This is a genomic window from Bradyrhizobium sp. dw_411, assembly GCF_018449695.1.
Lineage (GTDB): Bacteria > Pseudomonadota > Alphaproteobacteria > Rhizobiales > Xanthobacteraceae > Bradyrhizobium.
Map to the genome: position 1 here is coordinate 233,836 of NZ_JAAVUY010000011.1, position 12,361 is coordinate 246,196.

Annotated in this window: 10 protein-coding genes; 3 read left to right on the plus strand and 7 right to left on the minus strand. The window is 59.9% G+C overall.

Going from position 1 to position 12,361, the window contains the following annotated elements; all coding sequences use genetic code 11:
- From HB676_RS20545 to HB676_RS20560, 4 genes are read right to left on the minus strand one after another with little or no spacing between them, the layout of a single operon-like run.
- Window positions 1-2,049 (minus strand): hydantoinase/oxoprolinase family protein, encoded by a 2,049-nt coding sequence (locus HB676_RS20545; RefSeq protein WP_213739879.1) that lies wholly within the window; start codon window positions 2,047-2,049, stop codon window positions 1-3.
- Between the two features lie 26 nt (window positions 2,050-2,075).
- Complete coding sequence (locus HB676_RS20550; RefSeq protein WP_213739880.1) at window positions 2,076-4,415, minus strand: xanthine dehydrogenase family protein molybdopterin-binding subunit; 2,340 nt, start codon at window positions 4,413-4,415, stop codon at window positions 2,076-2,078.
- Window positions 4,412-4,912: a (2Fe-2S)-binding protein gene (locus HB676_RS20555; RefSeq protein WP_213739882.1), complete on the minus strand. Its 501-nt coding sequence runs from the start codon at window positions 4,910-4,912 to the stop codon at window positions 4,412-4,414. Before HB676_RS20555 ends, HB676_RS20550 begins: the two co-directional genes overlap by 4 nt.
- Window positions 4,902-5,870, minus strand: coding sequence for a xanthine dehydrogenase family protein subunit M (locus tag HB676_RS20560; RefSeq protein WP_213739884.1), 969 nt, complete (start codon window positions 5,868-5,870; stop codon window positions 4,902-4,904). Before HB676_RS20560 ends, HB676_RS20555 begins: the two co-directional genes overlap by 11 nt.
- Window positions 5,871-5,959: 89 nt before the next feature.
- Here HB676_RS20560 and HB676_RS20565 point away from each other — a divergent pair, with 89 nt between their 5' ends.
- Together HB676_RS20565 and HB676_RS20570 are read left to right on the plus strand one after the other, a co-directional pair.
- Window positions 5,960-6,622 (plus strand): TetR/AcrR family transcriptional regulator, encoded by a 663-nt coding sequence (locus HB676_RS20565; RefSeq protein WP_213739886.1) that lies wholly within the window; start codon window positions 5,960-5,962, stop codon window positions 6,620-6,622.
- 316 nt (window positions 6,623-6,938) lie between these two features.
- A complete protein-coding gene (locus HB676_RS20570; protein WP_213739887.1) occupies window positions 6,939-8,177 on the plus strand; it encodes an amidohydrolase family protein in 1,239 nt (412 codons plus the stop codon).
- A 132-nt stretch (window positions 8,178-8,309) separates the two neighbouring features.
- On the opposite strand, the gene HB676_RS20575 is transcribed toward HB676_RS20570, so the two are convergent.
- The 3 genes from HB676_RS20575 to HB676_RS20585 all read right to left on the minus strand — a co-directional run bounded on the left by HB676_RS20575 (window position 8,310) and on the right by HB676_RS20585 (window position 11,040).
- Entirely contained in the window at window positions 8,310-9,314 is a 1,005-nt protein-coding gene (locus HB676_RS20575; protein ID WP_213739889.1) for an ABC transporter substrate-binding protein, read from the minus strand.
- Window positions 9,315-9,377: 63 nt separating this feature from the next.
- Window positions 9,378-10,214 (minus strand): ABC transporter permease, encoded by an 837-nt coding sequence (locus HB676_RS34110; protein WP_213739891.1) that lies wholly within the window; start codon window positions 10,212-10,214, stop codon window positions 9,378-9,380.
- A gap of 10 nt (window positions 10,215-10,224) precedes the next feature.
- Window positions 10,225-11,040, minus strand: coding sequence for an ABC transporter ATP-binding protein (locus HB676_RS20585; RefSeq protein ID WP_213739893.1), 816 nt, complete (start codon window positions 11,038-11,040; stop codon window positions 10,225-10,227).
- Window positions 11,041-11,400: 360 nt separating this feature from the next.
- Between HB676_RS20585 and HB676_RS20590 the strand changes: the two genes are divergently transcribed.
- Window positions 11,401-12,360 carry an amidohydrolase family protein gene (locus HB676_RS20590; RefSeq protein ID WP_213739895.1) on the plus strand — a complete coding sequence of 320 codons (960 nt, stop codon included), beginning with the start codon at window positions 11,401-11,403 and terminating at the stop codon, window positions 12,358-12,360.
- Window position 12,361: the final 1 nt, after the last annotated feature.

The following is a 12,361-nucleotide window of genomic DNA, read 5'->3' on the forward strand; positions in this document are numbered from 1 at the left end:
TCAGCTCACTTGGCAAAGGAGATTCAGGCGCTCGTCAACCGTTGCCCTGGAGCCCGGATCGAGTAGCGTGGTGGTATCGTTCTGTTCGATGATCGCGGGGCCCACGACGGAAAATCCGGCCGGCAGTTCGGGCCGGCGGTAGATCGGCGTGTCGAGCCAGCCTGAGCCTTCGAAATAGACCTTGCGGCTGCTAACGGGCTTCGGCTCGGCCTGCGGCTCATTGACGTAGATCGGATCGATTTCGATGGCACGGTCGCCTTCCGCGCTGATCCGGGCATTTACAAGCTCGAACTCGGAGACAACGTCATTGAAGGTAGAGCCGTAAATCGTCGCCTGGTGTCGCTTGTAGGCTTCAAAGATACTTTCGATTGTCTGCGGGGTGATATCCGCCTCCGGCAGCGGAACGAGGATGCTTCCGGACACTTGGCCGTAATTGCGCACCTCGATGGAGCGGCGAAGGATCATGTGGCCTTCACTGACCCCTTCCGCCTTCAGGCGCTCGCGGGCTTGCGTTTCGAGGTCCGCCACGACGGCCTGGATACGGCCGAGATTGTAGCGGCTGCTTGTCTCGAAAAGCGACTTCACGAAGTCATGGCGAACTTCGACAAAGAGGTTGCCAAGCGCAGATCCGCAGCCGGGGTAAAAGGGAACGATCACTTCTGGAATGCCAAGCTCGCGGGCCAGCCCGACGGCATGGAGCGGTCCGGCGCCACCGAATGCGACCAGCGAGAAGCCCCGAGGGTCGTGGCCGCGCTTGACCGACAACAGCCGAATGCCGCTCGCCATGTTGGCACGCATGATGCGGAGCAGCCCGACGGCAGCGTCCGTAACTGAAAGGTTCAGCGGCTTGGCAATGCGCGCGATCGCCGCTTCGGCGAGATCGCGATTCATCGCAACTTTGCCGGCAAGACGGGTGTCGGGATCGAGGCGACCCAGCACAAGGTTCGCGTCGGTGACGGTCGGCTCGACGCCGCCTTGGCCATAGCACGCCGGCCCAGGCCGGGCGCCGGCGCTATCCGGGCCGACGCGAAGCGCGCCGCCGGCGTCAACGCGTGCGATCGAGCCACCACCGGCGCCGACCGTCGACACGTCCACGGCCGGAAAATTGATCGTGATGTTGAAATCCATATTCCATTCGGAACGGATCAGGGCCTGCCCACCGATCGATAAAGAAACGTCGGCGCTGGTTCCTCCGATATCGAGGTTGATGACGTTTGGACGCCCGGCCGACCGGCCGATATTGGCACCGGCGACCACACCGGCAGCAGGCCCGGACTGACAGATCCGCGCGGGCATGCGCCGCGCCGCATCAAGCGACATCAGACCGCCGCCGGAATGTGTGATGAGGGCGGGACCGGTGTATCCGAATGCCTCGAGCCGTTCTGCCAATCTCGAAAGGTAACGTTCCAGCACCGGCCCCAGATAGGCGTTTGCTACCGTGGTGCTGGTACGCTCGAACTCGCGAATCTCGGGCAGGATTTCCGACGAAACGCAGATGTAATGATCAGGCAACTCGCGTTGTAGAAATTCCTTGGCCGCGGCCTCATTGATGCCGTTGACGTAGCTGTGCAGGAAACTGATCGCCACTGATTTGGTGTCCCGTTCCTTCAGGGCTTTGGCCGTCTGTCGAAGCCCGTCGATATCGATCGCCTCAAGCACCTCGCCGTCATAGGCGACGCGTTCCTTGACGCCGAGCGTATCGCGGCGGCTTACGAGCGCCGGTGCCGGATCCCAGTCGGAATCGTACAATGTCGGGCGCGATGCGCGCGCGGCGTGCAAGACGTCCCGGAAACCGTGCGTGGTGAGTAGCGCCGTCCGTGCCCCGGTGCGCATGATGATGGTATTGGTCGCGATCGTGGTGCCGATCTTGATCAGCCGGATCTGATCCGGCGCAAGATTCAAGGCGGCGATGCCGTTGATCATGCCGTCGATGAAATCTGGCGGCGTCGACGGCGTCTTTGCGGATGTGACCTTGCCGCTTTCGACGTGATATCCAATCATGTCGGTGAAGGTGCCACCGACGTCTATGGCCACAATATATTCTGACACTCACGTTTCTCCGTTCAATATGCCGGTCAAGCGGTCTGGCCCACCAGCTTCTTTTGAGCCTTGCGTATATGTTCGAGGATCATCGGCGCGGTCAGCGGCACGGCGCTGATCGATACGCCGAGGGGAGCCAGCGCGTCTTCGACAGCGCCGGCGAATGCCGCAGGGACCGGGATCGCACCGCCCTCGCCGACCCCCTTGACGCCGAGAGGGTTGAGACTGGACGCGCGATCGAGGTGGTGGATTTCAATGAAGGGAATTTCCATCGCCGTCGGCATGATGTAGTCGGCGAAACCGGTCGTGAGCAGTTCCCCGGTCGGACTGAACCAAAGCTTCTCGTAATGGGCGCCGCCAATGCCTTGCGCCGTGCCGCCGAATATCTGCCCCTCGACGATCGTCGGATTGATCATGAGGCCGCAATCATGAACGACGACGTGGCGATCAATTGTAACGACGCCGGTGCCGAGATCGACATCAACTATCATGGCGTGAACGCCGCTCGAAAACGTTCCACCAACAGGACGAAAGAAACCCGTCGCCCGCAACCCCGGCTCATCGCCGGTTTCAAGCCCCGGCATCGCGGCGGCGAGCGAGAGCGTTTTCAAGTCCGTGCACATCTGATGCACGCCCTTCACCCGCACGACGCCGGAAACAATCTCCAGGTCGATGGGTGATACTTCGAGCATGTCCGAGGCCATCGCGAGCGCGCGCTCCCGGACCTTTCGGGTGGCGCGCACCGCCGCGGTACCGCCGATGACGGTGCCACGGCTGGCAAATGTCGCTCCACCCCAGGCAAACTGATCGGAGTTGCCCTGCTGAAAAACGATGTTGCTCATGTCGACGCCGAGTTCTTCGGCGACGATCTGGGAGATCGTCGTGGCGTGCCCCTGCCCTTGGGATGGATAGCCGGTTGTGACCCTTACAAAGCCTGTCGGTTCGACGCAGACCTCGACGCCTTCATAAGATGCGATGCCGGTGCCTTCGACATAAAAGGCAAGCCCGACGCCCTTATAAATTCCGTTGGCGCGCGCCTTCGCCTGCTGCTCGCGAAAAGCTTGATAACCGAGCGAATCCAGCAGGAGATGGAATTGGGCCGGGTAGTCGCAATCCCGGTGGATCAGCGGCGAATTACCCTGGAACACGACACCGGCGTTCCAGGGGCAATCGGCGGGCGTCACCAGATTACGCCGGCGCACCTCGGCAACATCCAGTTCAAGCCTCGTCGCGATCCGGTTCATGATCGTCTCCATCACGAAGACGGCATGCGGCTGACCCGCGCCCCGGTAAGGACTGACGATCGGCGTATTGGTGTAGACGGCGACGTACTCGGTATAAATATTCGGAATTTTGTATGGACCGGGCAGGATACCCTGGCAGCATTCGGCGTTCACCGGGCCATAGGGACAGTAGGCGCCACTGTCGTAAAGAAAGACGTCTTTCAACGCAGTGATACGGCCGTCGTCCATGACGGCGACTTCGACATCGTGCACCATCAATCGCTCGTGGTTCGAGCCGATGAAATGCTCGTGGCGATCCTCGATCCACTTCACGGGACGCTTGAGCAGCCGCGCCGCGAAAGGAACCAGAACTTCCTCGGCGTAGAGAAGCATGATCTTCACCCCGAAGCCTCCACCGACGTCGGGCGCAATTACGGTTATGTCGGCTTCCGCCATTTGCAGCTTTTCGGCGAGAATGCCTCGGGTTGGAATCGGCGCCTGGGTGGAGTCCCAGAGTGTCAGCTTCCCGGTCCTCGCATCGAAATCCGCGACGGCTCCGCGGGTCTCCATCGGTTGCGCGCAGCCGCGCTCGGGCCGGAGTTCTTCCCGAAGAACAAAGCTTGCATTGGCAAAGGCAGACGCAAGGTCGCCATATTCGGTAACCGTACGACAGGCGATGTTGCTGTCGGTGTCGTCATGGACCAGAGGCGCGCCGCTGCGGGACGCCTCGACGAGATCGACGGCTGCCTGCGATGTTTGGTACGCGACGTCGATCAGTTCGAGCGCGTCCTCGGCGATGTAGCGGCTTTCGGCGACGACGAAAGCGATGGCTTCGCCGTGGAAGCGAACCTGATCGATCGCCAGTGCACGATGGGTCCGGGGGAAAATGAACCCTCGATCGAGGAAAAGCAGCGGCATCGGCGAATTGGCGTGGCCGAGATCAGCCGCCGTAATAACAGCGAGCACTCCCGGCAAGGCCAGGGCTCGCGATGTGTCGATGCCGAGTATCCGGGCCTTGGCGTGCGGACTGCGCAGGACCGCGCCGTGCGCCATGCCGAGCAGATGAATGTCGTCAACATAGACACCTTTGCCGGCCAGAAGCCGCGGATCTTCACTCCGTTTGATGCGTTCGCCGATGACCCGCGTATTCATGCCGCGGCTCCGCCGTTGTTCTCCCGGAGCGTCTTCGCAGCCGCCTCCGTGGCCTTAATCATTTGCTGATAGCCGGTACAGCGGCAGAGATTCCCTGCCAGCGCTTCGCGAATCTCGTCGGCGCTTGGATCCGGTTTTGCTTCCAAATAGGCGCGGAGCGTCATCAGGATGCCGGGGGTACAAAACCCGCATTGCAGGCCGTGATGTTCCCAGAATGCGGTCTGAAGCGGATGAAGCTTTTCTTCAGTGCCCAATGACTCGACCGTTTCGACCGATCGTCCCTCCGCCTGCACAGCAAACAAAAGACACGCACGAACGGGCTCACCGTCCATAAGAACGGTACAACTCCCGCAAAAGCCATGTTCACAGCCGACGTGCGTGCCGGTGAGTCCCGCCTCGTGGCGAATGAAATCGGAAAGGCTGACGCGCGCTTCAACCGTCGCCGTGACGACCCGCTCGTTGATCTTGGTGCTGACGATGAAGGTGTCATGCAACATGGCAGGCCTCCGACGTCCGCCGCCATGCATCCTCAATGGCACGCGCGACAATTGTGACCGCGATGTCGCGCCGGTACCAACTCGGCGCAAACGGCGTATCAGGGGGAAGAAAATCCGCGGCCAAGCCAGTGAGACTGTCCGCAAAGGATTGCAAGTTGGCGTGTTTCACAAGCTGCGCTTCCGCAGCAGAAAACCGGACTGGCCGATTGGCGACGCCAGTGATGACGATACGCGCAAAGGAAATACCTGGCCCGTCTCGCACCAACACGGCCGCCGCCGCGACGATCGACGCGTCGCCATGGCGGCGATTCACCTCGCAAAAACCCCAACCGGCTTTTTCCGGCATGGCGGGTAATTTCGCATCGACAAGCATTTCGTCGGCGCCGAGCGTCGTCTTCCCGTCGCTGGTGTAAAAATCGTCGATCGGCAATGTTCGCGCTCCCGCCGGACCACGCACGCCAAGCATCGCGTCGAGGCAGAGCAGGACCAACGGCATCTCTGCGCCAGGGTGATTTTGCGCCAGGCTGCCACCGATGGTGCCCCGGCTGCGAATTTGCTGATGGGCGATATGGCCGATGGCGTGCGAGAGCAGCGGCCAGTTTTCGGCGACCTCAGTGCTACGCTCGACTTCGGCGTAGCGAACCATTGCACCAAGCGTCAGCCCGCCATGATCGATGAGAATGTTTCGAAGGGCCTCGACGCGATTGAGATCGATCACGACGGACGGCCGTTCTTTTCGATAATTCATCAATGGCACGAGGCTTTGGCCACCAGCCAGCAGCTTGGCAGTCGAACGATGAATTGCGAGAAGCGTCAGGACGTCCTCAACCGCCGTTGGAGCCGCGTATTGAAATGGCGCCGGCTTCATTGCGAAACCGCCTTCGTCGTGGTCCCACGACGAGTTGCCGCTCCCCCAATTCGGGGCGCGCAGGAGCGCCTGCTTTGCGGAAACGGGCATGGGCCGGTGCCAACCGAGGCAAAAGCTGACTTGAGAACCGCACGAATCTGTGCTTTCGCAGGGACGGTTCTTTGTTGTACGAGCGACCTATGACCATGACGGCAAAAAAGCCCCGTGTCCCGGCGGCCGCGACGCGCGAACGGCTGCTTGACGCCGCCGAAGCCCTGTTCGCTCAACATGAATTCGACGCGGTGACGATCCGCGAAGTGGCTGAGCTGGCGCAGGCACGCCTCGGCCTCAATCATTACTACTTCAAGAGCAAGGAAGAGCTTTTCCGGCAGGTGCTTGCGCGTCGCGTCGAAGAGCTCAGCAAGCTGCGCCTCGACATGCTTGCACGCTTCCGCAGCGAAACTAATACAGCCGCGCTGCCGGTTGAGAAGATCGTCGAGGCGATGATCCATCCGCTGCTCGAATTGAGTCTCGGCGAGGACGAGGGCTGGAAATCCTACGTGCGCCTCAACGGCCGTGTCGCGACGTCGGAAAAGTATCTTCGCCTGGCCGAAGGACTTTACGATCCGATCGCGCAGATTTTCATCGAGGAGCTGGGACGGTCCCTTCCTTCGTGCAGCCGCGCGCAATTGGAATGGGGATTTCTGTTCCTGGTCTCGGTCATGTCCGGGACGTTTTCCGAGAGCGGCCGAGTGGAGCGGCTTTCCGACGGAGCGCAACGCTCTTCCGACCTGTCGGCCGCCTATCGCGCGATGGTGCCCTTCATCGCAGCCGGTCTTCGCGCCATCTCGCCAGAGAAATAACCCAAACGCGCCGAAGACCCACTTCATTGTGAAAGTCCGTTTAGTTGGTTGTACAACTAATACAACTCGGCTATTTGGTCATTGTCACGCTGCTATTTTTGTCAGCGCGCTGTTTTTTTGAGCGGCGCATGGCACCGATTATCGGCAGTGCTTCGAAACTTCGAGAGCGAACGAACTTTGTTCTCAGCTAAAAAGAACCGGACTTTCGGAGGCGCTACGATAATTTCGTCCAAGCCAGACTTGCTAAGCCAGACTTTTGCTAAGCCAGACTTGGCCGACGACCAACCGCCCACGACTCCTGCATCGGAATATCGGAATGAGCATGCCTGAACGGACGACGTTGCTGACCGGTGGCCAAGTGCTGCGCAACGGCACCGACGTCGCCGAAAAACTCGACGTCGCAATCGGCCAGGATGGCCGTATCACCGCCATCGATCGCGCTTTGATCCCGGCAGCCGATACGAAGGTCATCGAGCTGGCCGGAAAACTGGTAGTGCCGGGATTGGTTGATATGCATCAGCATCTCGATAAATCCCGCACCCGGCGTGTGGTATCGAATCCGGAGGGAACGCTGGAGGGCGCGCTGGCCGGTTACAAGAAGCTGGCGGCGAACGTTACCCGCGAAGAGATCATGGAGCGGGCCGAGCGGACGCTTCGGGCATGCCTTGCGCACGGCACTGTCGCCATTCGTACCCACACCAACATCGATCCCGAGACCGGCGTACGGGGAGTCGAGGCGCTCGTCGATCTGCGTGAGCAATGGCGTGGCCGATTCACGCTCCAAGTGGTCGCCCATGTCACCTCCGGCGCCACCCGCATGCCGGAACAAGCCAAACAATGGCTGGATGCGGCAGCGGCCAAGGGCGTGGACGCGATCGGGGGCGTTCCGGCTTTTGCCGATCCGCCGCTGGAATTCCTCGATATGCTGTTTCGCGTGGCTGTCGAGCATGGCTTGCCGCTCGATATGCATATCGATGAGCATCTCGATGCGGATCGCCAGATGCTGGATGCACTGATCGACCGCACGCGATCCTTTGGCATGCAAGGCCGGGTAACGGCCGGTCATTGCTCGGTGCTCAGCGCGCTTGAACCGGATCATGCCAAGCGGATCGCGGACGGCTTCGCCAGCGCCGGTATCGCCGTGGTGACGCTTCCGGCCGCCAACCTGTTTTTGCAAGGCCGCGAAGCTGCGAAATTGCACCCGCGCGGCGTCACGCGTGTGCGCGAACTTCTGGCCGCCGGCGTCAAGGTATCGGCCGCTTCCGATAATATACAGGATCCCTTCGTGCCGATCGGGTCCGGCGATCTGCTGGAAGTTGCGCGACTGACCATGGTCGCCGCGCATCTCGGTCTGACCGACGTGGAAACCAGTTACAGGATGGTCGGCGAAACCCCTGCTTCCGTGATGGGACTGGGCTCTGATTGGGGGATCCAGGTCGGCGCACGGGCCGATCTTTTGATCACCGACGCCGAAGATGTGGAAGATCTCGTGACCAGCGGTTCGCTGGCGCGCGCCGTCCTCATTGGAGGCGAACTCGCGGCAGGTTCGCTTTAAGGTCACTGGCCAAGAATTGGGGTCAGGGGCTCGGGCTGAAACTGGCGACGCCGTGACCAGTTGCAGCACCCAGACGAGTTGCGCTGACAACTCGTCTGGCATGTGAAGATATCGATTTCGCTCAAAAACGCTCTATAGCTTGGCAATCAACTCGTTGGTCGCGATCTTGCTCGCATCGATGTCGTTCTTGATGAAGCCCGCATCCTTGTAGATTTTCTGGCCTGCCTGCAACGACGGAATGTCGATCCAGCCAAGCCCGTTTTTCTGCGTATTCGCATTTTGCGAGCATGCCAGGCGCAGCTTCATGCTGGCCGCCACCCGCGCCGGGTCCTTGCCGTCGATCGCGATCTTGGAGGTGATGGCGATCGCTTCATCCTGGTTGGCGAGTGTGTATTCCATGCCCTTCTTGTAGCCCCGCAAGAACCGGGTCATGAGGTCCTTTTTCGTTTCGAACTGTTTCTCTTCAACCACAAACATGTCGGTCGAAGTGTTCAGGAAATCCTTGGCCCACAGCACGTCGACTTCGCCGAGGCCTGCCAACTGCATGCCGGCGAGAATCGAGTCGGTTGATGCCATCGCGTCAACCTTGCCCTCGATGATCGCCGGCGCCGCATTGATGCCAAGCGCAACCAGTTCGACATCGCGCTCGCTCATGCCGTTGAGCGCCAGGATGGTCGCGAGATTGTAGCGCGTGCCGCTGGCCATGCTGATTACGCCGATCTTCTTGCCCTTCAGGTCACGCGGCGTCGTTATCTTCTTGTCCTTCAGCGCGAAGACATTGAAAACGTTGACCGGGTAAATGTCATAGATGGCCTTCAACTCACTGCCCTTGTCGGCGGCAAGATAGATCGCTTCTGGCCCGCAAAACGCGACATCGGCGTTGCCGGCAATCATATTGCGCAAGGCGTCGCCTGCGCCCTGCCCGGGCATGAACTCGAAGTCGACGCCTTGGTCTTTGAAAAAGCCCTTCTCCTCGGAGACATAGATGTTGGCCTGCTCGGCCAATCGCGGACTCCAGCACGCCATGCGGAACTTGTCAGCGGCGTAGGCCTTTCGGACCCAGGGAGCCGTGATAGCGATTGCAGCACCGGCCGTGAGCAGTTGCCGCCGCGAAAACGAAGGCTTTGTTGCAGTCATGGATGTATTCCTTCCGATGAGAGTCAAAATGGAGACCTGAGTATTTGAAAGTGAAGATGCCAGTCAGTCGCCGCGTTTGATGGTGCGCCAGGAAAAGAACGTGGACTCCAGCATTTGCATCAGCTTGTAGAGGACGATCCCGATCACCGTCAGATAGACGAAGATCGCAAACATCAAAGGCGTATCGAAGCTTCCCTGCGTGACGATCACGAGCGCGCCAAGCCCCTTGTTCGCGCCGACATATTCGCCGACCACCGCGCCGACAACGGCGAGCGTTACGGCCACACGCAGTCCGGCAAAAATCACCGGTAGCGCGCTCGGCACGCGCAATTTGATGAACGTTTGCCAGCCCGTCGCGGAGAGTGCCCTGAACAGCTCGAGTTGATGCGTACTGGTCGAGGTCAACCCGATGATCGTGTTTTCGAGCAGCGGGAAAAAGCAGATGAGTGCCGTAATGACGACCTTTGGTGCGATGCCGAAGCCCATCCACACCACCATGATGGGCGCCAGCGCCAGTTTGGGCATCGCTTGCGAGGCGAGAATGTAGGGGCCAAGCATTTCCCGCATCAACTGGCTTCGCGCGGTGATAACGCCCAACGCGATGCCGACGACGCTGCCGAGCAGGAAACCAAGAACGATCTCGGTCAGCGTCGTAACCGAATGCTCCGGCAGCTGGCCGTTCAGCGTATTTTCCACGAGCGATTGCCAGACCCTATAGGGCGTCGGCAGCACGAGCGGCGAGAGTTTGGCGATGCTGACGTAAGCCGTCCACAACAGAAGCAGGATGATGAACACGGCCAACGCCAGCACGCTCCGTCCCAGCGAGGTCGAGTACCAGGGGGTCGACGGCATGGTTTCGTCGTCGACGATCATGGGGGCGGCTTTTTCGATGCTGCTCACGGCGGGATCCCTATTGCGTCATGCAGTGCTTCATGTCCTTGCAAAGGGAGACGAAGCGGTCATCGAAGCGGTGTTCCGGCACGCGCGGTCGCGGCAGATCGATGTCGAAGGTTTTCTTGACCCGGCCCGGCCGGCTCGACAGAACGACAACCCTGTCGGACAGGTAAACGGCTTCGCCGATGTCATGTGTGATGAACAAGGCGGTAGCGCCGCTCATGCTCCAGATGCGCAGAAGTTCGGTATGCATCTGTTCGCGCGTGATGGCGTCCAGCGCGCCAAATGGCTCGTCCATGAAAAGGATCGAGGGGTTCATGATCAGAGCCCGCGCGATCGCGACACGCTGCTGCATGCCGCCGGAGAGCTGAACGGGATAATGGTTCTCCGTATGAGCCAGCCCCATCAACTGCAGGAGTTCACGTGCCTTCGGTCGATACTCTTCGGCCGAGAGGCCAAAGATTTCGATCGGCAGAAGCAGGTTCTCGAGGACGTTGCGCCATTCCAGTAGCACCGGCTGCTGGAATACGAAGCCCATTTCCCGCGTAGGTTTGGAGATCGGCTTGCCGTCAATCGCCAGTTTGCCGCGGCTTGGCGAAATAAGCCCCGCGGCAATTCTTAGAAGGGTGGTTTTGCCGCAGCCGCTCTCACCGAGCAGCGAGACAAACTCGCCTTCCGGAATCTTGAGATTGACGCGATCGAGCACGGTGGTCCGGTTCAATCCCGAGCGGAACGACTTGGATATTTCCTGAAAGTCGATTTTTGTCGGCCGGGACTGCCGCTGTCCGTCGGGACTGAAAACGCCCCCGCGAAGTTCCGATACCACCGCCATTGCCGCTTCCTGTGTTGACCTGCCCCGCTCGAAAAGCGGAGAAGACGCAAACGAGAAAGCAAATTTCGGGCCGGACAAGTTCGCACATGTCCAGGGACAGCAATTTTCATTATTTTCCCGTATCTCCTTGAATTAGAAGCACCTGTCGCGACTGGATTTCGTCGGCCGCTCCGCGAATTTGGTCATGCGACTAGGGCAAAAGGGGCTGCATTACAGTTGCCCGAAAACTACGCAAAGAATTTAGGCGCTTGACTAATTTCTTGCCGCAGGATCGCCACCCACTTGATGAAAGGGAGGGAGTGTGTTGGTCTGGCAATAGCTGCACACCGCTAGCGATATTTGAAGTTTGGACAAGCCCGAATGAGAGATAAGCCCCGCATCGTCGCTCTTGAGGAACATTACATCGATCCCGATCTTGCGCCTCTGCTGTATGGCACCAGGCACGACGATCTTTCGGAGATGGAAAGACGGCTACTCGATCTCGGGACCTTGCGGTTGCGCGAAATGGACGATGCCGGCATCGACCTGCAGGTGCTTTCGCATGGCGCGCCGGGCTGCCAGCAACTCGATCCCGAGACGGCGGTGCGCATGAGCCGGCAGACCAACGATCGGTTGCATCTTGTCGTTCAAGGCAACCCGGCGCGCTTTGCGGCATTCGGCATTCTGCCGACACCGGACCCGGCGGCGGCGGCCGATGAACTTGAGAGGGTCGTGACCCGGCTGGGATTCAAAGGGGCGATGCTTCACGGCCTCACCCACGGCCGCTTTATCGACGACAAACAATTTTGGCCGATTTTCGAACGGGCCGAAGCATTGGATGTTCCGCTCTATCTGCATCCCGCTTACCCAAGCCCCGCGGTCGCGGAAGTCTATTACAATGATTACGCACGCGAGTTCCCCGAACTATTGGGCCCGGCGCTCGGCTTCACGGTTGAGACGGCCACGCAAGGCGTTCGGCTGGTCTTAAGCGGCGTATTCGAAAAATATCCGCGCCTGAAGTTCATTATCGGCCACCTCGGCGAAGGCCTTCCGTTTCTGTTGTGGCGGATCAATCAATCGCTTTCCCGCCCGGGTAACAGCCGCATGGCGTTTCGCGATATTTTCTGCAAGCATTTCTGGCTGACGACCAGCGGCAATTTTTCCGACAGCGCGCTGGCCTGTGCAATTACCGAGATGGGCGTCGATCGCATCCTGTTTTCGGTCGATTGGCCGTATGTCGATAATCGTCTGGGCACGCAGTGGCTTTCCGGCTACTCGCTAACCGAGGAAGACAAGTCGAAGATTTTTGCGGGCAATGCAGCTTCGCTCCTGAAGCTCTAGG